The organism is Azonexus sp., from assembly GCF_049652925.1.
Lineage (GTDB): Bacteria > Pseudomonadota > Gammaproteobacteria > Burkholderiales > Rhodocyclaceae > Azonexus.
This window is the reverse complement of sequence record NZ_JBASFI010000028.1, coordinates 19731-42895: the sequence shown is the minus strand read 5'-3', so window position 1 is coordinate 42895 and position 23165 is coordinate 19731. Positions and strand designations below refer to the sequence as shown.

At 54.4% G+C, this 23165-nt stretch carries 21 protein-coding genes; 2 read left to right on the top strand and 19 right to left on the bottom strand.

Features of this window, described 5'->3' with window-relative positions; genetic code table 11:
- Positions 1-45: 45 nt before the first annotated feature.
- Both flgM and WBK19_RS15220 read left to right on the top strand, forming a co-directional pair.
- Positions 46-324, top strand: coding sequence for a flagellar biosynthesis anti-sigma factor FlgM (gene flgM / locus WBK19_RS15225; RefSeq protein WP_511291164.1), 279 nt, complete (start codon positions 46-48; stop codon positions 322-324).
- Positions 324-782 carry a flagellar protein FlgN gene (locus WBK19_RS15220; RefSeq protein WP_511291162.1) on the top strand — a complete coding sequence of 153 codons (459 nt, stop codon included), beginning with the start codon at positions 324-326 and terminating at the stop codon, positions 780-782. Before flgM ends, WBK19_RS15220 begins: the two co-directional genes overlap by 1 nt.
- Before the next feature lie 18 nt (positions 783-800).
- On the opposite strand, the gene motD is transcribed toward WBK19_RS15220, so the two are convergent.
- From motD to WBK19_RS15125, 19 genes are all read right to left on the bottom strand, one after another.
- Positions 801-1604, bottom strand: a complete 804-nt coding sequence (gene motD, locus WBK19_RS15215) for a flagellar motor protein MotD (protein ID WP_511291160.1) — start codon at positions 1602-1604, stop codon at positions 801-803.
- Positions 1604-2344 carry a flagellar motor protein gene (locus WBK19_RS15210; protein WP_511291158.1) on the bottom strand — a complete coding sequence of 247 codons (741 nt, stop codon included), beginning with the start codon at positions 2342-2344 and terminating at the stop codon, positions 1604-1606. The genes motD and WBK19_RS15210 overlap by 1 nt, the downstream gene beginning before the upstream one ends.
- The gene (locus tag WBK19_RS15205; RefSeq protein WP_511291156.1) at positions 2337-3089 is read right to left on the bottom strand and encodes an RNA polymerase sigma factor FliA; all 753 of its coding nucleotides are present in this window, start codon (positions 3087-3089) and stop codon (positions 2337-2339) included. Before WBK19_RS15205 ends, WBK19_RS15210 begins: the two co-directional genes overlap by 8 nt.
- Positions 3089-3979, bottom strand: coding sequence for a MinD/ParA family ATP-binding protein (locus tag WBK19_RS15200; protein ID WP_511291154.1), 891 nt, complete (start codon positions 3977-3979; stop codon positions 3089-3091). Before WBK19_RS15200 ends, WBK19_RS15205 begins: the two co-directional genes overlap by 1 nt.
- Entirely contained in the window at positions 3972-5423 is a 1452-nt protein-coding gene (flhF, locus tag WBK19_RS15195) for a flagellar biosynthesis GTPase FlhF (RefSeq protein WP_511291152.1), read from the bottom strand. The genes WBK19_RS15200 and flhF overlap by 8 nt, the downstream gene beginning before the upstream one ends.
- A complete protein-coding gene (gene flhA, locus WBK19_RS15190) occupies positions 5420-7504 on the bottom strand; it encodes a flagellar biosynthesis protein FlhA (RefSeq protein WP_511291150.1) in 2085 nt (694 codons plus the stop codon). The genes flhF and flhA overlap by 4 nt, the downstream gene beginning before the upstream one ends.
- Positions 7505-8638 carry a flagellar biosynthesis protein FlhB gene (flhB, locus tag WBK19_RS15185; protein ID WP_511291148.1) on the bottom strand — a complete coding sequence of 378 codons (1134 nt, stop codon included), beginning with the start codon at positions 8636-8638 and terminating at the stop codon, positions 7505-7507. It abuts the gene before it with no gap.
- A gap of 178 nt (positions 8639-8816) precedes the next feature.
- On the bottom strand, positions 8817-10709 hold the full coding sequence (locus WBK19_RS15180; RefSeq protein ID WP_511291146.1) for a chemotaxis protein CheA: 1893 nt from the start codon (positions 10707-10709) through the stop codon (positions 8817-8819).
- A gap of 11 nt (positions 10710-10720) precedes the next feature.
- Positions 10721-11554, bottom strand: a complete 834-nt coding sequence (gene cheZ, locus WBK19_RS15175; RefSeq protein WP_511291144.1) for a protein phosphatase CheZ — start codon at positions 11552-11554, stop codon at positions 10721-10723.
- Between the two features lie 9 nt (positions 11555-11563).
- Positions 11564-11959: a chemotaxis response regulator CheY gene (cheY, locus tag WBK19_RS15170; RefSeq protein WP_494650145.1), complete on the bottom strand. Its 396-nt coding sequence runs from the start codon at positions 11957-11959 to the stop codon at positions 11564-11566.
- A 23-nt stretch (positions 11960-11982) separates the two neighbouring features.
- The gene (locus WBK19_RS15165) at positions 11983-12918 is read right to left on the bottom strand and encodes a chemotaxis protein (protein WP_511291142.1); all 936 of its coding nucleotides are present in this window, start codon (positions 12916-12918) and stop codon (positions 11983-11985) included.
- A 17-nt stretch (positions 12919-12935) separates the two neighbouring features.
- On the bottom strand, positions 12936-13904 hold the full coding sequence (locus WBK19_RS15160; RefSeq protein WP_511291141.1) for a chemotaxis protein: 969 nt from the start codon (positions 13902-13904) through the stop codon (positions 12936-12938).
- A gap of 157 nt (positions 13905-14061) precedes the next feature.
- The gene (locus WBK19_RS15155) at positions 14062-14367 is read right to left on the bottom strand and encodes an STAS domain-containing protein (RefSeq protein ID WP_511291139.1); all 306 of its coding nucleotides are present in this window, start codon (positions 14365-14367) and stop codon (positions 14062-14064) included.
- A gap of 76 nt (positions 14368-14443) precedes the next feature.
- Positions 14444-15490 carry a protein-glutamate methylesterase/protein-glutamine glutaminase gene (locus WBK19_RS15150; RefSeq protein ID WP_511291137.1) on the bottom strand — a complete coding sequence of 349 codons (1047 nt, stop codon included), beginning with the start codon at positions 15488-15490 and terminating at the stop codon, positions 14444-14446.
- Between the two features lie 47 nt (positions 15491-15537).
- Positions 15538-16143 carry a chemoreceptor glutamine deamidase CheD gene (gene cheD / locus WBK19_RS15145; protein WP_494650150.1) on the bottom strand — a complete coding sequence of 202 codons (606 nt, stop codon included), beginning with the start codon at positions 16141-16143 and terminating at the stop codon, positions 15538-15540.
- A 12-nt stretch (positions 16144-16155) separates the two neighbouring features.
- On the bottom strand, positions 16156-17058 hold the full coding sequence (locus WBK19_RS15140; RefSeq protein WP_511291135.1) for a CheR family methyltransferase: 903 nt from the start codon (positions 17056-17058) through the stop codon (positions 16156-16158).
- A gap of 2 nt (positions 17059-17060) precedes the next feature.
- The gene (locus WBK19_RS15135; protein ID WP_511291133.1) at positions 17061-19898 is read right to left on the bottom strand and encodes a methyl-accepting chemotaxis protein; all 2838 of its coding nucleotides are present in this window, start codon (positions 19896-19898) and stop codon (positions 17061-17063) included.
- A gap of 25 nt (positions 19899-19923) precedes the next feature.
- Positions 19924-22620, bottom strand: coding sequence for a methyl-accepting chemotaxis protein (locus WBK19_RS15130; protein WP_511291131.1), 2697 nt, complete (start codon positions 22618-22620; stop codon positions 19924-19926).
- 28 nt (positions 22621-22648) lie between these two features.
- Positions 22649-23149 (bottom strand): chemotaxis protein CheW, encoded by a 501-nt coding sequence (locus tag WBK19_RS15125; protein ID WP_511291129.1) that lies wholly within the window; start codon positions 23147-23149, stop codon positions 22649-22651.
- Positions 23150-23165: the final 16 nt, after the last annotated feature.

The following is a 23165-nucleotide window of genomic DNA, read 5'->3' as shown; positions in this document are numbered from 1 at the left end:
CGGCCGATATACCGTTTAAGATCAAAAAGCATTGCGAGCCACATCATGAAAATTGACAGCAAATACAACCTTGGCGCGACGCCGGTCACACCACGTCCAGTCACACGCTCACCGCAAGAGACCGCATCAACGGCGGAGTCTGTGAGTCTGAGCCAGCTCGCAGGCGCCTTGCAAGGCGCCGAGAAACCGCCGGTTAATGCAGCGCGCATTCAGGAAATCAAGGAAGCCATCTCCCAAGGCCGCTTCAAGATTAATCCGGAAGCAATAGCAGATGGACTAATCCAATCCACCCGCGACCTGCTCGACTCTCAGCGCAAGGCTTGATGAGCGCCGTCGCCGCTCTGTTAAAGCGGGAAACCGATCTGGTCGCCCGTTTCCGCGACACGCTCCTCCGCGAGCAGGATATTCTGCGCTCCGGAAGCTCAGATGGTTTGGCTGAAGTAAATATCGAAAAGCTGTCGCTGGTCGAACACCTTAACCAAGCAGGCGCCGAACGTGCGCGCACCCTTTCATCCGGTAGCGCGCCCATAATCGACATGCAAGCATGGCTTTCTGCGCACCCTCTGGAAAAAGAATCGGCTGCACTTTGGGAGGGCATGCTGAAAATTGCGCGGGAAGCCCGTGGGATAAACGAGCTAAATGGGAAGCTGATTAGTGTTCTGCAGCAGAAAACCGGCGAAGCGCTCTCCATCCTGACACACACCCAAGCAGACCAGTCTTTGTATAGCAGCAGCGGCCAGGCCGCTATGAGTACAGGTAGTCGAATCATCGACTCAGCTTGAGCTCTAAATTAAAGCAGATCAGCGACCAATTGCCTTTGGCGCTTCGTTAATCTCAGTAGGCTCTTCCGGGCGATTTGAGTCAATCATGACGCTGACACGGCGATTTCTGGCCCGTCCTTCCGGAGTCGTATTGGTCTCGACTGGCCTAGTATCACCATAGCCAATTGCCGTAAGTCGCTCGGCACCCACCCCCCCATCGTTAAACAGCCGGAGCACCGTTGTAGCTCGCATGGCTGACAATTCCCAATTGGATGGGAATTGAGGCGTAGCTATCGGCACATTATCAGTATGCCCCTCAATTGTGATCGGATAATCCGTATCGGCGAGCACCTGCGCGATAACACCCATGGCGCTAATTGATGCTGGCTGCAGACGCGCCTGCCCTGCTGAAAACAGAACGCTGTCATTTATCTCGATAGTGACGCCACGACTCGTCTCCAAGAGGCGAACCTTGCCTGCTGCGACAAGCGGCTGCAGCGCCTCCATGATGCTGCCTGCCACATTCTTCATTTTTTGCCGTTGCTCGGCCTTTTTGGCCTCAACCTTGACCGTCTCCGGCGCCTTGTCAACTTTGATGACCGGCCGCGGCAACATGGGGAGCGCCCCCTGAATGACCGCTACAGGCTGCCCACCCGGCTCGCCTGTTTTGTTATTGAAGGCATTGGTCAGTGAGTTGGACAGTACCTTGTATTTCCCTTCGTTTACGGACGACACCGCATACATAACCACGAAAAATGCAAACAGCAGGGTAATGAAATCAGCGTAGGAGACTAACCAACGCTCGTGGTTTTCAGGCTCCTCCTCTCGACGCTTGCGGGCCATCAGTGAAGATAGCCTTTCAGCCGCCCTTCGATAATTCGGGGATTGTCACCGACCGCGATACCGACAAGACCATCAACAAGCATTTCACGCGATGACACCATGCGCATCACGTAATACTTAAGCTTGGCTGCAATAGGAAGGTAGACGAGGTTGGCCAATCCAACGCCATAAATCGTTGCGACAAACGCTACCGCGATTCCTCCGCCGAGCTTGGTTGGGTCTGACAGGTTTTCCATGACATGAATCAGCCCCATCACAGCCCCCAGAATGCCTATCGTAGGGGAGTAGCCTCCAGCCGCATCCCATATCTTTGCCGACTGGCGCCACTCATCTTCAAAGGTGCCAATTTCGACTTCCAGCAACTCCCTGATTCTCTCTGGATCTGCACCATCAACAAGGAGTTGCAGCCCCTTGCGAGCGAACTCGTCTTTTATGCCCGGAATATAATTTTCCAAAGCAAGCAGGCCTTCACGCCGCGACATCTGGCTCCAGTTAAGTATCTGTTCTATCAGGCGCTTCTGCTCAATGACAGGGGGGATCCAAACCCACTTTGCCATCTTCATTCCTCGCTTGAAGATGTGGATCGGACTCTGCAACAATACAGCTCCCAAGGTACCACCCAGCACGATCAGCAAGGCTGTTGGCTGGACGAGGGAGCCAACACTCCCCCCCTCAAGATACTGGCCACCAATGATCGCAACAATACTTATTGCGAGGCCTGCGAGGCTGATCTTATCCACCAGCCTTCTCCTTGCGACGTTTCGCGGCGGCGGGAACTTCACCAACAATACGGCTACGTAGCCGTGCTACAGCCTGAGTATGCAACTGACAAACCCGGGACTCGGTGACTCCCATAATCTCGCCGATTTCCCTCAAATTCAAATCCTGCTCATAGTACAAAGCCATCATCAACTTTTCACGCTCCGGCAACAGACCAATAGCCAGCACGAGTTGCTCCCTAACACCTCTATCTTCGAGGATGCTCACTGGGTCAGCGTCGTTATCCGTAAAATGCCGTTCGAGAAAATCCTCGTCGTCTGAACCGGAAAAATCCTCGTAATAGACAATCTGATGGCCACGCGCATCCTGAAGGGTCCTCTGGTAATCGCTCAAGGACAGACCTAGAGCGTCAGCTAACTCCTTTTCCGAGGGGGCGCGACCATGTTCGTGCTCAAGCTGATTGATGGTCGTTTCGATTCGCCGTAACTCCCGACGCAAATTCCGTGGCAACCAATCATTTTCCCGAAGGCCATCCAGCATTGCGCCGCGGATTCGTTGTGTTGCATAGGTCTCGAACTGCGCCCCAAAACCTTCCTGATACCGATCCATCGCGTCAAGCAACCCAAGCATCCCGTTCTGGACGAGATCATCAAATTGCACACTGGGCGGCAGGCGAGCCATCAGATGATAGGCGATACGCTTCACCAGCGGTGCGAAGCGCTGAACCAGCTGATCCCTATCTGGCTGCCCGGCAGCGGTATACATCAGGCTCGTAGTACGTTTGGGGTTATACGTTGGCTCAAGTGTAACAGCTGCTGCATGAACTGACCGACCCCAGCAGCCTCGCATTCGCTGCGTTGCCAGTACAGCATATCCGAGGCAATGTCTCGGAACGCCGCAGCCGACAGCGAATTTGGGGCCTGAACCAAGACCGAACGACATAGCTGAGCTGACTGGCGCAGTGCGTCATCGAGAGGAATAGCACCAGCAAAATCCAGGCGGGCCACCCCCCGCTGTGCGGCTACTTGGGCGATGTTCTCAAATATTGAGCGGGCGTCGGCATGACTGCGAACCTTGTTCACCAAAATTCGAAAATGCTTCCGCGAAAAGGCATGACTCACTTTTTTAATTAGCGAATATGCTTCAGTTATTGAAGAGCTGCTCCCCGACAAGACCACAACGGCCTCCTGAGATACCAGACCAAATGGCGAAAAGCCATTTGGGTGTGCCATGCTCGCATCAACTAGGATTACATCGATCGGCCTCTCCAGACCAGACATGGCATCAAGCAAGGTCTGCTGCTGAGGCAACGACATACGCCCCAGTTTTCTTGCCGCCCGAGCTGCCGGCAGAACCCGCAATCCGAGCATGGGCTGAAGCAAGACTTGTGAAAGCTGCATTTCACGCTGGACTACATTTAAAAGATCATTCCGAGCAACCAGGCCGAAAGTGGACGCAATATCGTCACCCGGGACGTGCTCGTCGATGATCAGAACCTCTTTTCCAAGGCGCGCCAGCGCCACACCAATATTAGCCACGGCAACACTGCGTCCAACGCCATCACATCCAGCAACAAATGTAATGACTTGCAATTGCTGCCCACCTCCTAGTAGGCGGCGCAATCCAGCCGCCTGATCGACACGAAAGTCAGCCACGTCGGCCTCCAACTGCAACCATGCCGGCGCTTGCCATCATTAGTCCGGGTTCGAGACCATCGAATTTGTGAGGAGAACTTTCTGGAACATCCTTGAAGGCACGATGCAGGAGATAGCTACGATTAGGCAGATGCAAATCCTCTGGCACACGTTGCCCGTTGGAAACATATTGAAGCTTCAGTCCATGGCGCATGATGACATCCAGAACTGTCGCCAGACTGGCTGCCTCGTCAATTTTCGTCAGGATGCATCCAGCTAGCGTCTCACCTGCATAGGCGCGAACAACGTCATCAAGAGTATCTCCACGTGAAGTCGAGTTCAGTAATAGCAAGCGCTGGACATCACATCCGGCGAGCATGTCCGTCAACTCTGGCACCAGTTTATCCCTCTGGCTCATCCCCATCGTATCGATCAGCACCATGTGCTTGTGCTGCAGTTCCATCAATGTCTGTCGCAGCTCATTGGCATCCTTGACCAAGTGAACAGATACACCAAGGATGCGACCGTAGATCCGCAATTGTTCATGGGCGCCAATCCGATAACCATCGGTGGTAACCAGTGCCACCTTGCTTGGCCCATGGCGTAACACACAACGCGCCGCCAGCTTCGCAGTGGTTGTCGTCTTCCCAACTCCGGTCGGACCGACTAGCGCGTAAACGCCGCCTCGATCAACGATATCGTTTTCATTGCCGATGGTCAGGAGCGAGCGATCAGCCGCCCCCTTTACCCAGGCCATTGCTTCCTGGCCATTCATTTCGCGTGGCAGATCGACCAGCAATTCACGAGAAAACTGCGGTGAAAATCCTGCATCAAGCATCTGGCGCAAAATCTCTGTCTTTACCGGCTCAGAGCGTGCAGCTTCGCCCCAAGCAAAGCCTGCGAGGTGCTGTTCAACAATTTTGCGTAGCGAACGGATTTCGTCCATTACCTCCATTGAAACCACTTCCGCTTCTGCACGGCGGGAAGGGGTTGCAGGAATTGCCGCCGAGTGCGCCGACGGGGCGATCGGCGCCGTTCTCATTGGTGCTGCGGTCGACGGACCTGGGCGGCTGTTTTCCATCTGTCGCAACGCCCCGGTTCTAGGTATTCCGGCATTGACTGACGCTGATGCCGGTTTTTGAGTATGGGACTGACGCTGTGATGATGCAGAAGGAGGTGGAACCACAGTCGGCTGAGGCGGCTGAGAAATCCTCGCTCGCGCCGAACTGAGCACCACGCGATAGTCATCTTCCGGATGACTATCCGGAAGATGCCGGTCGGACACAACGCTTTCTCCAACCGGAGTTGGAATAATCATCGCCATATCGCGTGCGGCTACTGCCATGATCTCGACACCGCCAGGAACGCCGCGATTGGAAAGTATGATCGCATCGTTGCCTAGCGTCTCCTTAACCTTCCGCAAGGCATCCCTTGCATTGGCGGCGATGAATTTTCTGACGTTCATGTTCTACCTCCGATGATCGAGGTCACCTTGATAATTCTTGTTTCAGGAACTTCGTTGTGAGACAACACCTTTAACTGCGGAACGGTACGCCGCAGGAATCTGGACAAGAGCAGGCGGAGGCTGGCCGGCACAAGCAACACAGCCGGCAATCCAAGGCCTTCCTGGCGCCCGGCGGCCAAGGCTGTCTCGCGTAGAAGCGTATCGGCGAGCCCTGGTTCAAAGCTGGTATTTTCGGAACCGCCGGCCACCGCCTGAGACAAGAGGCGCTCCAAGGTCGGGTCGAGCGACATAACCTGCATTTCGCTGTTGCCAGGGAAAAGCTGCTGAGCAATTGCGCGACCAAGGGCGATGCGAACCTGGCTTGAGAGATCGTCCGCATTTTGGGTGCGTGTTGCGTGGTCTGCAACGGTTTCGATGATGGTCCGCATATCGCGGATATGAACCCCCTCTTCGAGCATTGCCTGCAAGACTTTTTGCAGGGTACCAAGCGGCAGAACTTTGGGGACAAGATCTTCTACCAGTTTCGGGATTTCCTTGGCGAGATGGTCAAGTAGTTGCTGAACCTCCTGACGACCAAGCAGTTCACCAGCATGTGTCAGAATCAGATGATTGAGATGCGTGGCAACCACGGTCGAAGCATCTACCACGGTATAACCGTAGGCCTGCGCCTGCTCTCGTTGCCCTGAATCAATCCAGACCGCGGGAAGGCCGAATGCGGGATCCTTGGTAACAGCACCATTCAGCGTCCCCGCCACACGGCCAGGATTGATTGCCATAAGCTGGCCAGCATAGGCCTCACCCTGCCCGACCTCTACGCCTTTCAAAAGTATCCGATAGGCATTTGGCTTCAATTCGAGATTGTCCCGAATATGTACTGGGGAAACAAGAAAACCGACTTCCTGCGCAAATTTCTTCCGAATCCCACGAATCCGACGCAGCAATTCCCCATCCTGAGACTTGTCAACCAAGGGGATCAGTCGATAGCCAACCTCCAGCCCAAGTACATCCAGCGGAGCTACATCCCCCCAAGTTGCCTCCAATGCATCCTGAACCGGCGCCGGCGCGACTTTTACCGGCGCTTCAACGATGCGTTTCTCTTTCTCCATCATCCGCCAGGACATCCAGCCCATACCAGAGGCCAACATCAGGAATACCAGATTAGGCATACCCGGAATAAGTCCGAGTATCCCAACAATCGCGGCAGTAATACCAATCGCCTTGGCATTCCTGAACATCTGCCCCATAACCTGCTGACCAATGTCGCGATCATCCGACACCCGCGTAACAACCATGCCGGCCGCAATAGAAATGATCAACCCGGGAATCTGGGCCACTAGGCCATCACCAATGGTCAAGAGGGTGTAATTTTTTGCTGCCTGAGCCAGTTCCATGTCGTGCTGCAGCACGCCAACAATCAGCCCGCCCACGACATTGAGTAGCATGATGATGATGCCCGCCACGGCGTCGCCACGCACAAACTTTGACGCACCATCCATCGAACCAAAAAATTCGGCCTCGCGGGATATCTCTAAACGACGCCTACGGGCATCCTCTTCACCAATCAACCCGGCGTTGAGGTCAGCGTCGATGGCCATTTGCTTACCCGGCATCGCGTCGAGCGTGAAGCGCGCCGACACTTCAGCGACCCGGCCGGCACCCTTGGTGATTACAACAAAATTAATAACCACAAGGATCATGAACACGAGGATACCAACGGCAAAGTTCCCCCCCACCATGAAGTGTCCAAATGCCTCGATCACCTTCCCGGCCGCATCGGGCCCGGTATGCCCCTCGAGCATAACTACCCGGGTCGACGCAACATTCAACGACAGGCGAAGCAGTGTCGTGACCAGCAGCACCGTCGGGAAGACAGAAAATTCCAGTGTTTTTTGCGTGTTGACCGCAACAAGCAAGACCAACACCGATATTGCGATGTTAAAAGTAAAGAACACATCCAGCGCAAAAGCCGGAAGTGGCAACACCATCATCGCCAGAATCATCAAAATCAAGATCGGCGCGGCCAATTGAGAGGCGTTCATCCGCCCAATGAAGTTTTGCAAGCCGAATGACGAGGCAGCCATTTACGCAGCCTCCGGAACTAGCTCAGGAGGCACCGGCAGGTCACGCGGCGGCACCGGGTAGGTGCCACCTACCTGCCGCCAGTTGGCGAGCTGGTAGATATAAGCAAGAACCTCCGCGACTGCGCTGTACAGGGCGGAGGGGATTTCTGAATCAAGGCCAGCATGCTTATAAAGGGCCCGCGCCAATGGCGGCGCCTCCATGATCGGCACCGCGTTCTCATGAGCCAACTCTCGTATCCTCTGGGCTATCGCCCCCGCCCCCTTCGCCACCACCTTAGGTGCGGCCATGCCAGTTTGGTAGGCCAGAGCCACTGCAAAATGGGTCGGATTTGTTACTACAACATTGGCCGTAGGAACCGCCGCCATCATGCGCTTACGGGCAGCCTGCATCTGCAGGCTGCGGATACGCCCCTTAACGTGGGGATCCCCCATCATTTCCTTCATTTCCTGCTTGACCTCTTCCTTGGTCATCTTCAACTTATCGAAGTATTGCCAGAGCTGGAAGGGGACATCAGCAGCCACAACCAGCACCAGCGTTGCAGCCATGATCAAAAAAGAGAATGAAACCAGATTTCCGGCATGCACGAGCCCAGCATCCAGTGGCTCGCTCAGCAATCCGAATATTTCGTCACGCTGTTTCCAAACCAATGCAACAGCAACCCCGCCAAGTAATCCTGCTTTCAAAACTGCCTTACCCAGCTCCATCAGGCTATTCCAGGAAAACATCCGGCCAAAACCGGTGAGCGGGTTTAGTCGATTGAAATCGGGCACAAGTGCCTGCGGCGAAAATACCCATGCATTCAGGAAAAACGGTGGCAGAACTGCAGCCAGCAAGATCAGGCCAAGAAGTGGGGAAAAAGCAAATAACGCATCCCCTGAAATTTCAGCCAAGCGAGGCAGCATCAATGCCGGCTCACGCATAACCTCGGACTCAACGGTGAAGCCTTTTTTGACAATCGCCATGGAGCGCTGCATAAACCAGCCACCCATCATCCAAAAAGTAGCGCCTGCAACAATCAGAACAAGAAAAGTGCCCAACTCACGGGAATGCGGGACCTGCCCCTTCTCCCGGGCTTGCTCGATTCGCCTACTTGTAGGCTCTTCAGTTTTCTCGAGGTCGCTATCTTCGGCCATAGCCATCTTTGGTTTATGTTATGGCTATTATAGGAAAAAACGAGAAAAATTATATAGGTACGTGTGTTTATTTATTCAGTTTCTCAGGTGCCATTTGCAACCCCATGACAACAGAGTAAACCCCAAAAAGAAAAGAGGGAGCATAGCTCCCTCTCAACTCGTTGACTAAAAACAGGAATCAGGCGAAATCGAGCGCCCGTACCGCAGAACCGAAATCGGAATGCTGACCGAGATCGGACAACAACTCCTTCATATCCAAAATCAACACAATCTGCCCGTTGGAAAGGGTCGTAACCCCGGCGACCCCCTTTGGCCGGAAGTCTTCAAGTGATTTAATCACCGCGTCGTCACGCCCCGCAAAGCTATCGACCGCCAAAATGAAACTGCGCTCCGCTGTCTGCATGAACACCCCGTACTCGGGGTATCGCTCAAGCGGCCAGCCGAGGAGACGAGCCAGTGTGATTACAGGCAGAACTTCCCCTCTGACTACCAAGGTTTCCTTTCCACCAACCTCCTGAATCCGGCTTTGCTCGATAGGCAATATTTCGCGCACGAGCGATAGCGGCAATGCGAATGGCTGGTCGCCAAGCAACACCAACAGTACCGGCAAAATCGCCAGCGTCAGCGGCAGCGAGATGATGAAAACCGAGCCCTTGCCAGGTTCCGAACGTATTTCGATCGAGCCATTCAGCTTCTGGATGTTGGTCTTGACCACATCCATACCCACGCCCCGCCCTGACACGTCAGAAATTTGTGTTTTGGTCGAGAAGCCCGGCATGAAGATTAGGTTGAGACTTTGGCGTTCATCCAGCGTGTTAGCCTCCTCCTCGGAGATCAAGCCCTTTTCCGTCGCCTTTGCACGGATGCGCTCCGCGTTCATACCCTTGCCATCGTCAGCGATTATCAGGACGATGTGATCGCCCTCCTGCCGCGCCTCAAGGCGGACAAGGCTTTTGGGTGGCTTCCCTGCAGCCTGCCGTTCCTCTGGCATCTCGACACCGTGGTCCACTGCATTCCGAATCAGGTGAATCAAGGGATCAGCTAGATCCTCGATCATGGTTTTATCGACTTCAGTTTCTTCACCAGCAAGAACCAGTTCGACATCCTTACCCAGTTGCCTGGCAAGGTCGCGGGCAATCCGTGGATACTTCTGGAAGAGCCTGCCAATCGGCTGCATCCGTGTCTTCATGACCGAATTCTGCAAATCCGACACGAGCAGATCGAGTTGGCTTACTGCCTGGTCCAGTGCATGCAGGGTCTCGGAATCATTCTTTCCTGCCAGAATGTCCGCCCGCAAACTAGTCAACCGGTTTTTGGTCAATCCTATTTCGCCGGATAGATTCAAGACCTGATCAAGGCGAGAAGTATCGACGCGAATTGTATTTTCACGACCACGCTCTTCGGCCCGCCGAGCAGAAGCAGGTTGCCCGCCCGGTTTATCTGTCGCTCGCCGCCCAAATGGTGAGGCAGCTGCTGTTGACTGAGCCACCACCGCTGTTGGCGTTACGACTGATTCAGCCACTGCTGTTTCGGCCTTGGTAATTACTTCGCTCTGAGGAGGCGCAGATCCTGACTCACCAGTCACCGCAGCATGCAACTGGTTCCAGTCAGGCTCATCAGACTCAGAAACAGGCAATGGGGGAATCTCTGCCGCCGGAGGAGGAGCCTCCGCCACATGCCCCACGCTCAAGACGCCCTTTAATGCAGCGATTACCGCAGGATCGGCAGGCTGAGGCTGAACCATCTGCCCCAGTTCGCCGAACATTTCGCGGACACCCTTGGTGGCATCCATGATGACATCCATCAATTCGGCAGTCAGCTCAATTTCACCATTGCGCAATCGATCGAAGAGATTTTCCGTGAGATGACAAAGCGTCACCAGCTCGGTGGCATTGAGAAACCCCGCCCCACCCTTGACTGTGTGGAACCCTCGAAAAATGTCGTTGAGCAATGCACGGTCATCGGGCATTTTTTCCAGATCAACCAGCTTGTTGTCGACATCGGACAACAGGTCATTGGCCTCCTGCAGGAAATCCTGCAGCAGATCTTCCATTCCGCCAAAGTCGCTCATATTTATCTTCCTCAGAAACCGAGGCTGTCCAGCAGGTCATCAACCTGCTCCTGGTTAACTACAACATCGGTACGCCCTTCGGCATTGATTACCGGACCATTCATCAGACTAGCCACTTCCTCGGTGCGCTTGGTTTCCGGCAACACCTCAATAAGGACACTCATCAAGCCCGACTCCAACTCGTGGGCAAGGGCGACGATTTTCTTGATGACCTGTCCCGTCAGGTCCTGGAAATCCTGGGCCATCATGATTTCCGTCAACTGGGCATGCGTCCCGCGAGTTTTAGCGGGTAGCTGCTCATTCAGAAAAAGGCGCGTTTCTGTTGCCAACTGCTTGAACTCGGCAGGCCCCATTTTGTTAGCAAAAACCAGGTCCCACCGTTCACCCAGCGCCTTGGCGCCACTTTCCATTTCATCGACCAGCGGATTGGCTATATCGGTTGCATTAAGAACGCGACACGCGGCCTGCTCTGTCAGATTGGCAACGTATGCCAGGCGATCCTTTGCGTCAGGGAGCGCAGAGACCGTCTTCTCGAGCAACTTGTCGTAGCCAAGCAGCCCCAGAGTGTCATGAAGCGCACGCGCCATGTGTCCAATTCGATTGAAGACCGCCTCCTGTTGAGACCAGCCCTCTCCTGAGCCACCCTCGTGCTCCGTAGAATCCTGGCTGACCTGCGCAACTTCGGCCTTTGCGGCAACGCTATCGAACAGGGCCTGCAAATCATCGCTATCAGCATCAGATGATGCAGGCGCTGCTGTCTTGGGGGGCTCTGGCACCACCACGCTGCTCGCTGCAATTGAGTCAAAGAGCGCTTCAAGATCGTCGGAATCGTTATTGGCAGACATGATTTCCCCCTATGCCTGACCCATTTTTTCGAAAATCTTGTTCAGCTTTTCCGAAAGCGTTCCCGCAGTAAATGGTTTGACGATGTAGCCACTGGCACCTGACTGCGCGGCAGCGATAATATTTTCCTTCTTGGCCTCAGCCGTAATCATCAGGACAGGCAGATGCTTCAGATTCGGCGTCGCCCGAATGGATTGCAACAGGGTAAGCCCATCCATATTCGGCATATTCCAGTCAGTAACCACAAACTCAAAACCGCCCCCCTGAAGCTTTTGCAATGCGATAGCGCCGTCCTCGGCCTCATCGACATTCGTGAAGCCAAGTTCTTTCAAAAGGTTTCGGACAATTCGACGCATGGTGGAAAAATCGTCCACCACCAGAAATCTCATTTTGGGATCAGCTGCCATGCAGTACTCCAGAAACTAAGTTTTTATCGTTCAATCAGCGGGCGCAAGGTATCGGCCAGCGCTTCGGCATCGAATTTTGCGACATAGGCATCAACACCAACCGATTTCCCCATGGCCCGATTGGCCTCGGACGAGAGCGAAGAGTGCATGACCACCGGCACGCCTTCAAAACGCGGATCCGATTTAATGTTCTTGGTCAGGACATAACCGTCCATTTCGGGCATTTCAGCGTCGACCAGAATCAGGCGAACATCTTGACGGATACTTTGCCCCATTTGCGTGGCATGAGCAGCAATCCCCTGGAGGCGCGTCCAAGCCTCCATGCCATTGGTGGCATATTTGTGACGTACGCCAAGCTTGTCAAGCACCTCTGCAATTTTCCGCCGAGCAACGATCGAGTCATCGACGAAAAACACGCTTGTGTCCGGATCTACCCGTGCCGGGGTGATATCGACAATCATTGCCTCACCGAAAGCATTGGCGAGAATCTGCTCGACATCGAGAATCGAAACCAACCCGCCGCTTTCCAGTTCGATGACGGCTGTGATCAATCCCTGATTCGTCGCCAGCACACTTTCCGGTGCCTTCACTCGCTCCCAATCGACCCGGATGATGCGGTCAACGTCGTGAACCAGAAAGCCAAGCGTGCGCTTTGAATACTCAGCCACCATCATTGTCTTGCCGAGTCCCGCTGGCGCGTCCAGATGCATGAATGGCGCCAAGGAAAGGACCGGAATGACATTTCCCCGCAAGGAAATCAACCCCTCGACACCACGTGGCATATTGGGGGTTTTGGTAATGTGCGGCGTTCTGCCAACTTCGCGGACCTTGAATACATTGATGCCGAAAATCTCGCGCGTTCCGAGCGAGAACAGCAGAATTTCCATTTTGTTGGATCCCGCCAGTCGCGTCCGCGCATCGACGCTATCAAGCAGGTTTTTGTTCTCAACGAGTTCCATCGCCAACTCCCGCTATCTCAGGCCGCACGAACCGGCATAGTATCCACACCGAGTCGCCGCGCCAGTGTTTCAGACAGACGCAAGGGCTCGAACTTTGGCACATATTCGTCAACCCCGACCGATGCTCCCAGCTTCTGGTTGGACATTCCAGACAATGACGAATGCATGATCACGGGAATCCCGTTGAATCGTGGATCTGACTTGATTTTCTTGGTCAGGATATAGCCATCCATTTCAGGCATTTCAATGTCAGTCAGCACCAGACTGATCATTGACGATGCGGGTTTGCCAACCGACTGTGCATAGGTGGCCACCTTCTCCATTTCTTCCCACATCTGGCGGCCATTAACTGCCGAGATGCCCCTAACGCCCATGGCTGAAAGAGTACGTTCGATCTGTTTGCGGGCCACACTTGAGTCATCACAATAAAAAACCGTGCTATCCGGCTTGTCGATCACAACGACCCCGCGGTACATGATTTCGTTGTCGATACTCGTGGTTTCTGAAAGCACCTTTTCGACATCCATCATCATCACCAGACGGTTGTCCTCCAACTCAGTTACCGCCGTCACCAACCCGCCAGTCTGCGAAGTGAGCATCTCCGGCGGAACACGCATCTTGCTCCAGTCGAGACGAAGGATGGTGTCGACCCCTTCGACCAGAAATCCCTGTGTGTGGCCGTTATACTCGGTAACGATCATTATTTCGCGTGGCGTTTCAGGAGATATGCCCGAATATTTGGCGAGGTCAATCACCGGCACCAATGCCCCGCGCAGACTGACCATGCCCTCAACGGAGGCAGGCATATCGGGGGCAGCAGTGATCACCGGCGTGCGCATCACTTCACGCACCTTGAAGACATTGATGCCATAGGTTTCGCGACGCCCGGTACGTTGATCCACGCCGAGAAAGAACAAAAGAATCTCGAGCTTGTTGGTGCCCGCCAATTTTGTTCGCGCGTCGATATTCTTTAATAATTCAGACATTGTCATCCTCTCGCATGTTGCGTATCTGGCCGCTTTCGGAAGCTAGAAGCCCAAGAATTGTCTCTTCCAACCCCGTCGTCACCCAGCGACGAACCTGCTACCAGCACCATTTGGGTGCCAACCCCATTTTCCTTTAACGGTCTACAGCACCGAACATTTAGGAAATTTGAAACAATTTACCAAAATTAGCAATATCTAGCACCTGTTTTACGTTACCCCGAACGCCGGTCAGTGCCACCTCTTTGTTTGCCCCACCCAATTTATCGCGCAACATCAACAACATACCTAAGGCCGAGCTATCAAGATAATCGACTCCAGCGAAATCCACTGCTACTGACCGAACGGCGGAATCGGCAACCAAGGGTTCATAGGCAGCACGAAACTCACGGTGGGTATTAAAATCAAAACGACCAGCAAGTTTGATGGTGACCTTGCCGGATTCATTGAGAATACTTGCCTGCATTTGTTTTCCTATCCACAAAAACGAACTGAATCCTAGTTTAATCCTTTGGCCATCGGCAACAACCCCGATTGGCGGGTTAGACGCAAATCGCGGCAATTACCCGCCGCGCAATATCTTCCAGCGAACACTGTTCTTCCACCGCACCAATCAGAAAGGCTTCGCGCGGCATTCCGTACACGACACAGCTCGCCTCATCCTGACCAAAGGTTCTCGCCCCTGATTGGCGCAGACGCAACAGTCCCTGAGCACCGTCCTTGCCCATTCCGGTAAGGATAACGCCAACTGCCTTGCGCCCAACCAAGGCGGCAGCCGAATCAAATAGCACATCGACCGATGGGCGATGGCGATTAACCGGGGGAGTCGGAGCCAACTCGGTTAGGAAACCTGAATTGCCCCGCCGAATAAGCAAATGAGAATGTCCCGGCGCGATATAGACGGTACCCGGCTCGATCTTTTCATTTCCCTGCGCCTCGATGACGCGCGGCGCACAGAGAGAGTCGAGGCGCCGGGCGAATGAGGCCGTAAACGATTCCGGCATATGCTGAACGATGAGAATGGGCGGGCAATCAGCGGGAATCCCAAGGAGAAATTCCTTGATTGCCTCAGTTCCTCCGGTTGAGGCGCCAACAAAGATGATTTTTCCGCTCGCGGCCAAGCCGGGTCTGGTTGGCGTCGCTAACGGAGGCGAAGCGGCTGGCAAACTCATTGCCCCACGCAGACGCGCACCTTTGGCTGCACGGATTTTTTCGACCAGTTCCTCTGCATAGTTCTCCATGCTCCTGCCACTATCGGCCCGTGGCTTGCCAATAAAATCAATTGCACCCAGTTCAAGGGCTTTCAGCGTGGTCTCAGAGCCCGATTCGGTGAAAGACGAGACCATGACCACGGGCATAGGCCGCAAGCGCATCAAGCGCTCGAGAAACTCAAGGCCTCCCATTTTTGGCATATGGACATCCAGGGTCATGACGTCCGGATTCAGCGCCTTGATCATTTCACGCGCAGTTTGGGCATCAGGAGCAGCCCCCACCACCTCCATATCGGGCGCCATGCTGATCAACTTGCTCAACAGACCACGCATTAATGCCGAATCATCAACGATCAGGACTCGAATTTTCATGGGCATCTATTGGGAAGGATTTCAAAAATGGCGTTTTTTTCCGGTTGACCGTGTTAAACGAACAATTCAACATCGCCTTCAATGGTGGAACCGGTCAGGCGCACCTTGTAATCGTTTTCGCGGCTGAACAACGTTTCGTTATGAACCCGGTGCAGCTTCTTGACCAAAACACGCCCTGTATGCGGAAAATAATAGACTTTCCGGGGATATGAATCCAGCAGGTCCTTGGCGATAACGGGGACCTTTTCCGTCTTCAGGAAATCCAGAACGAATTCCGCGTTTTTGGCGCCGACGTTACTGCTCGCCAGACTCGCCATGACAGCCCCGCCACCAAAAACCTTGGCTTCAAGTCGGTTGCGCCGGGCGCCAAGTTTCAACAGATGATTGATCAGCACCTCCATGGCGTACGTACCATAGCGGGTCGACATCGCAAGCGGGCTCCGCCCACCGTCGTCGGGCAACATGAAATGATTCATCCCGCCGATTCCGGAGTCGGCGTCACGAATACAAGCCGCGACACAGGAGCCGAGCACCGTCACCAGCAATGCTTCCTTGCTGGAAACAAAATATTCGCCCGGCAATATCTTGGCAGCTTCAAGACCGAATTTTCGGTCGAAGTATCGATTGGTCGCTAGCTGCTCGTCGTAGGAATGTTGCACCCGGCCCCTTCCCTATCGAGCCTGTACCGGGGCATAGACTGTCTTGCCCTGGGACTTGAAAAGATCGGCCGCATGCAAAAAACTCTCCGAGTGGCCGGCGAACATTAACCCGTCAGGCTGCATGATTGGAGCAAAGCGCGACAGAATCTTGTACTGCGTCGGCTTGTCGAAATAGATCATGACATTTCGGCAAAAAATCACATCGAGCGGACCCTTGACTGCATAGCTCGCGTCCAGCAGGTTGATCCGCTGAAAGCTGACCATCTGCTTCAGTTCCGGACGAACCGAGACAAATCCTTCCTGACTGCCAGTGCCGCGCAGAAAGAATTTACGCAAGCGCTCCGGCGACAACTTTTCAACCCGTTCGACTGGATACACTCCTTTGGCTGCAGTCGCCAACACATTTGTATCGAGATCCGAGGCGATGATCGAGATGTGCGAAACATTGGCACCAAAGGTTTCGGCCACGGTTATCGCGATCGAGTAGGGCTCCTCACCCGTCGACGCGGCCGAGCACCATACCCGGATGGGACGTTTCGCGCCGATCTTGCGAATATGATCAGCAAATATCGGAAAGTGATGAGGCTCGCGAAAAAATGAGGTCAGATTTGTCGTCAGCGAATTGACGAAGCGCTCCCACTCATCGCCGCCATTTCGCTCCAACCCGTCAAGATACTCCGCGAAAGACCGCATGCCCGTGGCGCGCAGACGTCTCGCCAGACGCGAATACACCATGTCCTGTTTAACTGGCGACAATGAAATGCCCGCGTGCTGATAGATCAATTTGCGAACGCGCTCAAAATCGGTCGTCGAAAACGTAAACTCTCGTACGTTGCCATCGCGAGCAGGCAGAGTGGCTGACAGCGATGACCGGATCGCAGAAACAGGCGGAGCAGGATTTCGAATATCGACCATGGTTAGAACTCTTCCCACTCATCATCAAGACTGACATGTTGCACCTGTGCCTTTGAGGCCCTAGGTGGCTCATTTTTCATTGCAGACTCAGCCTTACGCTCGATTCGAGGCGGCGGCGAAGCGAGACGTGAAGTGACTTTGCTGTCGCCGATCCGGAATACCGAAACGGTCTGCGCCAGTTGATGCGCCTGCTCTTCCAGGCTCTCGGCAGCCGCCGCAGCCTGCTCGACGAGTGCTGCATTCTGCTGCGTCACCTCATCCATTTGGCTTACCGCCAAACCAACTTGCTCAATACCGGCGCTTTGCTCTGCACTCGCGTCGGAAATATCACCCATGATCTTGGCCACGCGCTTGATGCTCGAGACGACCTCCTCCATCGTCCGTCCCGCCTGATCAACCAATTTGTTGCCAGTTTCGACCTTTTCGACCGAGTCAGAGATCAGCCCCTTGATTTCCCTCGCCGCAGCAGCACTGCGCTGGGCCAAATTGCGCACTTCGGTAGCTACCACGGCAAAGCCGCGGCCTTGCTCTCCCGCCCGCGCAGCCTCGACTGCCGCGTTGAGCGCGAGAATGTTGGTCTGGAAGGCGATGCCATCGATCACCCCGATGATGTCGGCAATCTTGCTGCTCGACTGATGGATCGCGCTCATAGTGTTGACCACTTGGCCAACCACTTCGCCCCCCTTGTCGGCAACCCGCTGTGCCGCGCCAGCCAGCTCGTTCGCTTGGCGCGCATTATCGGCATTCTGTTTCACCGTGCTGGTCAGCTGCTCCATGCTCGAAGCCGTCTCTTCAAGACTGCTCGCCTGCTCTTCCGTCCGCCCCGACAGATCCTGGTTGCCCGATGCAATTTCCTTGGCCGCCGTATTGATCGTCTGCGCAGACACTTGAATCTCACCAACCAGATTGCGCAACTTCGTGACAGTCTGGTTGGCATCATCGCGCAGGCGACCAAAGGTCCCCTGATAGGTGCTGGTCAGCGTCTGAGTCAGGTCGCCATCGGCCACTCTGGACAACAGGTCGGCAATCTCGCCGATCGCCGCACCGCTGGTTTCAACCAGGCTATTGATGCCAGTGCCAAGCTCCTTGTAAAAGCCTTCCAGCGAAGAAGGATCGAGGCGTGCCTCAAGATCTCCGGCAGAAGCACGCGACACGAGATCAGCTACTGATCGCTGCGCGTTCAACTCGGCCGTACGATCGACCCATTCGCCCACCGTGCCAAGCCGCTGGCCGCGCTCGTTGATGATCGGATTGGTAATGATGCTATAAATCCGGCGACCGATATCGAGCTCAGTCTGGCGAGTACCCTGCAACTCGCGCAGGCCTTTGAGCGCCGCAGCGGGATCCTGATAAAACGCCCCGATACTGCTGCCAACAAACCCGTCAACAGTGAAATTTGGCTGCTGCTCTCGGAGGCCTGGCTCGATCTGGCGCAAAGTGCTCAAGAGCCCCTTGTTGGCATAGATCACCGTCCCATCGTCATCGGCAATCCGCAGGTTGGCCGAAACGCAATCGAGCGCAATGCGGATACGGAGATTATCGTTGGCAATCCGCTGCGTCTCGGCAACATTGAACCCCTGTTGAATCTGCATGGACTGCAGGCCCTGAAGAACCTTGCCCAGTTCATCATTGCGCGACAGATTGACATTGCGCGTAAAGTCACCATTCGCCAAGGCCCGGAAGGTATCGAGAATCGAGTCGATCGGACGGGTTATCGAGCGAATCATCGCCACCGCAATCGCCGCACCAACAGCAAGCGCCGAAAGAACAAGCAAAATAATCCAGAGTCGTTCGCTGGCGAACGCTTGCTCGCTTTCAGTCAATTGAGCCTGCCCTTGCTCAACCTGAAACTTGAATAGTTCAGAAGCCTTTTTTGCTGCAGCAGTGTAGTTCGGATTGATCTGCGTGAGCAGGATCAGGTTTGCCTCCTCGAAACGCCCAGCAAGCAGGGCCTCCTTGGCTGGCAAGAGTCCTTCGGCAACGTAACGCTTGCCAGCTTGCTCGAAAGCATCTGCCAGCTGGCGGTGCTCATCAGAGTCCAGCGTCTTCTTGTAGCCTTCCCACTGCCCTCCAATCTCGGCAACATTGGAATCGATCTGCTTGATGTGAAAATCCAGTGGATGATCATGCAGCTTGGCATGCTGACCAACCGGGTCATGTTGCAAGGACAACAGAATCTGCGACCGATTATCGGCCATTAGCTTGCCGATGGTGGCCAGTGCCTGGGTCGGCTGCAAGCGATTATTGTAAAGACCGCCAACCGCGCTATTGGTATTCGCCATACCCCAGATGCCCAGCCCTGCGACGACTACCATGGCCGCTAAAAGCATCCCGAAACCAGCCACCAGCCTGTTCTTCAACGACCATCCGACGAGAAAGCCTTCGCCCCCTTTGACCACTTCGCCGTGACGAATCTGCAAACCACCCGCTTTTTTTTCTCGAAACAGCCGATATGCGCTTTCCGCTGCATCGATCTGCTGCCGCGTCGGCTTGCGGCGAACTGACATGTAGCCAGCCAACTGCCCACCGTCGTACACTGGAGTCGCTGTAGCAAGCACCCAATAATAGTTCCCGTTCTTGCAGCGATTTTTCACCAAGCCAGTCCATGGGCGGACATCCTTGAGATCCCGCCACATATCGTCGAAGGCCTCTGCTGGCATATCCGGATGACGCACAATGTTGTGCGGCTGGCCGATCAATTCGGATTCAGAGTACCCGCTGACATCAATGAACTCTTTGTTTACATAGGTAATCAGGCCCTTGACATCGGTCTTGGACGCGATAAGCGTATGCTCATCCAGTTCGACTTCCACATTGGTCACAGGCTGATTATTTCGCATCTTTTTTCTCTATGAACCTGTCTTCTTAGAACTCTTCCCACTCGTCATCATCCGGCTCAACGAGCGCCGGCATCTTGACTGAGGAAATAGTCCGGGGAACCGCTGCGGTCAACTGCTTGGGAGGCGTATTGTTTCCGCCACCGCGCATGTTTTCCAGCAATCCGATAACGCGTCCGGATCGATTGGTAAATTCGCCCGATATTTGCGCCCGCGCGCCATCCGTGTTGCCAGCCAAGTGGGTTCGTATGACATCCGCCGCACAGCGATGGAATCCCGCATGCTCACCCTTGAGCTCGGTATATTTGGAATTGCCACGCAACGCACGGCCGTCGCCATGGATCCAGCAGCCGAGAGCACACTGGTCGTCACGCCCCACGATAGCGGGGTCAAGTTTTTCGCCCCCACCAGCAACGTAATCGAGCAGGCGTTGCTTCCATTTTCCGTGCGCAGCTATCGCACCATCAAAGTCTAGGCCCGCAAGTTCAGACTGCCCTTGAACGATCAAACCGCCCGAAAGACGGAATACCGCTACCGACTCTGCCAAATTGCGCGCCTGCTCTTCCAGACTTTCGGCTGCCGCTGCAGCCTGTTCAACCAACGCGGCATTCTGCTGCGTCATTTCGTCCATCTGGCTTACCGCCAGACCAACCTGCTCAATACCAGCAGTCTGTTCGCGGCTGGCGTAAGAAATATCGGACATGATCTTGGCAACACGCTGAATGCTTGCCACCACCTCGCCCATCGTTTGCCCTGCCTGATCGACCAAACGCCCACCGGTTTGCACCTTATCGACAGAATCGGAAATCAGTGTCTTTATTTCCTTGGCTGCAGCGGCGCTGCGTTGGGCGAGATTTCGGACTTCAGTTGCCACCACGGCAAAACCACGACCCTGCTCACCTGCACGCGCCGCTTCGACCGCCGCATTGAGGGCCAGGATATTTGTCTGGAAGGCGATACCGTCGATAACACTGATGATGTCCGATATTCTGTTCGAAGCTTGGTGAATCGCCCCCATGGTTTCCACTACCTGCCCAACCACCAAGCCACCTTTTTCAGCAACTCGCTGCGCACTACCCGCCAGTTCGTTGGCTTGGCGAGCGTTGTCGGCATTCTGTTTGACCGTGCTGGTCAGCTGTTCCATGCTTGACGCGGTTTCCTCCAGGCTTGATGCCTGCTGCTCGGTACGCCCTGACAAATCCTGGTTACCGCTGGCGATTTCCTGCGCAGCCGTATTGATGGCGTCGGTCGCGCTCTTGATCGAGAAAATAATCTCCTGAAGGTTGTCGACCGTAACATTAGCGTCATCCTTCAACCGGCCAAGCACACCTTGATATTCAGTATCAATCTTGCGCGTCAGATCCCCTTGTGAAAGTCGCGTCAGCATGGCCCCAACATCACCCAGCGCCTGGCTATTCACTTCGAGAAGATCATTGATGCCGGTAGAAATCTGCCGGAAGAAACCACTCATCTCACTGGCATCAATACGGCGCGAGAAATCGCCTGAAGCGGCGGCGGCAATAATGCTGCCGACCTCCTCCTCAACTGCCACTTCAGCGGTTCGATCCGTCCATTCGACAACCGTTCCGAGGCGCTCATTCCGTTCATTGACAATCGGGCTGGCAACCAATCTGAAGGTACGACCGCCCACCATGATTTGGGTGCGATGCATGCCTTTCAGCTCAGACAGAAGATTGCGCTGATGCGCCGTGTTCTTGTGGTAAATATCAAAATTCGAACCTTGGATCGAATTAGCCGTGAACGATGGCAGGTCTTTGCGAATATCTGCCTCGGCCACCCGCATCATTTCCAGCACGGCAGCATTGCAATAGACAATCACGCCGTCCGGATCGGCAACCATCACGCTGTTTGATGTCACATCCAGAGCCACCTTGATGCGAAGCGCCTCATTGGCCACCTTGCGCTCTGCCTCGGTACGCGCCTTGAGATCAGTCTGCATGCGACTGAGCGCATTCATTAACTGCGCAGGTTCGTCGTTACCGCTAACATCAATGCTGTTATCAAGTTTGCCCGTAGCGACCGCATCAGCGACGCCAACAGCCTCGCCCAGCCGGCCGGTGATCTGGCGCGTCACCCACAGGCCGGCCGGCACCATGATGATCAGAGCCAATCCAATCATGAATAACATAGTGGTCTGGACGCCCGACTTGACTGTGTCAATTTCAGCCAAATCGCGAAGATTATTCTCCTTTTGGAGCAGCAGGATTTCATCAACCGCATCGAACCAGGCCTGCATTTTTGGGCGAAAACCATTGAAAAAATGATCTTCAAGCTCCGGTCGGTTCCCTGCCTTTATTAGCGCGAACATCCGGGAAATAGATATCTCTGCAGCTTTTCTGGCCAACACGATACGCTCGTGTATTTCCTTCCCGCGCGCCGAGCCCAGCGTTTCACCAATCTGGTTTTCTGACACCACGTAAGCCTGGAGATTGGCATTGACCTTCTTCTCCTCACCTAGCTGCTTCTCTGTCTCCTCGTAGATCATGGCGGTAAGCACGTGCCTGCTGATCAACAGGTTCCGCGTACGCATGTCGACCGCCAACTCAGTCTTCTTGATGTTGTTATTAGCGATGTGATCAACCTTGTCGCTAATCGAATTCAGGCTAAACCAAGCAATCGCAACAAACGCGATCATCAGCGCCAGTGCACCAACAGTCGTCAAGATCAAGCGAGTGCCGATCTTGTAATTTCGTAAATTCAACATACTACGGCTCCTGGTTGAGGGCTGTACGCTATTCGCTGGCCGAATCGATGAGCGCCATATCCGCGCTGGTCATCAGGCGCTCGATATCCGTGACGATCATCATGCGGTTATCGATCGTTGCCAGGCCTAGAATGTATTTGGTGTCGAAAGTCCCGGAAAAATCCGGTGCCTGGCGAATCTGCGAACGCGTCAGCGAAAACACATCAGAAACGCTGTCGACCACAGCACCGATCACACGCCCCGCGATATTGAGAATGATCACCACGGTAAAGGGCGTGTATTCGATTTTGCCAAGATTGAATTTGATACGCAGATCAACGATTGGAACGATGATGCCCCGCAGGTTGATCACTCCCTTTATAAATGGAGGGGCATTGGCAATCAGCGTTGGTGGCTCGTAGCCGCGAATCTCCTGCACCTTGAGGATATCGATTGCATACTCTTCACTGCCCAAAGTGAAGGTCAGGTATTCACTTGGCACCAGATCCTCATCGCTTGCCGTGCCACCGCCATGGGTCATCGCTTCCATCTCTTGCTCCTCAATT

Excerpts from the sequence above, each read along its gene's own strand:
- flgM (WP_511291164.1), top strand. The coding sequence starts at position 46 with ATGAAAATTGACAGCAAATACAACCTTGGCGCGACGCCGGTCACACCA.
- WBK19_RS15220 (WP_511291162.1), top strand. The coding sequence starts at position 324 with ATGAGCGCCGTCGCCGCTCTGTTAAAGCGGGAAACCGATCTGGTCGCC.
- motD (WP_511291160.1), bottom strand. The coding sequence starts at position 1,604 with ATGGCCCGCAAGCGTCGAGAGGAGGAGCCTGAAAACCACGAGCGTTGG.
- WBK19_RS15205 (WP_511291156.1), bottom strand. The coding sequence starts at position 3,089 with ATGTATACCGCTGCCGGGCAGCCAGATAGGGATCAGCTGGTTCAGCGC.
- flhF (WP_511291152.1), bottom strand. The coding sequence starts at position 5,423 with ATGAACGTCAGAAAATTCATCGCCGCCAATGCAAGGGATGCCTTGCGG.
- flhA (WP_511291150.1), bottom strand. The coding sequence starts at position 7,504 with ATGGCTGCCTCGTCATTCGGCTTGCAAAACTTCATTGGGCGGATGAAC.
- flhB (WP_511291148.1), bottom strand. The coding sequence starts at position 8,638 with ATGGCCGAAGATAGCGACCTCGAGAAAACTGAAGAGCCTACAAGTAGG.
- WBK19_RS15180 (WP_511291146.1), bottom strand. The coding sequence starts at position 10,709 with ATGAGCGACTTTGGCGGAATGGAAGATCTGCTGCAGGATTTCCTGCAG.
- cheZ (WP_511291144.1), bottom strand. The coding sequence starts at position 11,554 with ATGTCTGCCAATAACGATTCCGACGATCTTGAAGCGCTCTTTGACTCA.
- cheY (WP_494650145.1), bottom strand. The coding sequence starts at position 11,959 with ATGGCAGCTGATCCCAAAATGAGATTTCTGGTGGTGGACGATTTTTCC.
- WBK19_RS15165 (WP_511291142.1), bottom strand. The coding sequence starts at position 12,918 with ATGGAACTCGTTGAGAACAAAAACCTGCTTGATAGCGTCGATGCGCGG.
- WBK19_RS15160 (WP_511291141.1), bottom strand. The coding sequence starts at position 13,904 with ATGTCTGAATTATTAAAGAATATCGACGCGCGAACAAAATTGGCGGGC.
- WBK19_RS15155 (WP_511291139.1), bottom strand. The coding sequence starts at position 14,367 with ATGCAGGCAAGTATTCTCAATGAATCCGGCAAGGTCACCATCAAACTT.
- WBK19_RS15150 (WP_511291137.1), bottom strand. The coding sequence starts at position 15,490 with ATGCCCATGAAAATTCGAGTCCTGATCGTTGATGATTCGGCATTAATG.
- WBK19_RS15140 (WP_511291135.1), bottom strand. The coding sequence starts at position 17,058 with ATGGTCGATATTCGAAATCCTGCTCCGCCTGTTTCTGCGATCCGGTCA.
- WBK19_RS15135 (WP_511291133.1), bottom strand. The coding sequence starts at position 19,898 with ATGCGAAATAATCAGCCTGTGACCAATGTGGAAGTCGAACTGGATGAG.
- WBK19_RS15130 (WP_511291131.1), bottom strand. The coding sequence starts at position 22,620 with ATGTTGAATTTACGAAATTACAAGATCGGCACTCGCTTGATCTTGACG.
- WBK19_RS15125 (WP_511291129.1), bottom strand. The coding sequence starts at position 23,149 with ATGGAAGCGATGACCCATGGCGGTGGCACGGCAAGCGATGAGGATCTG.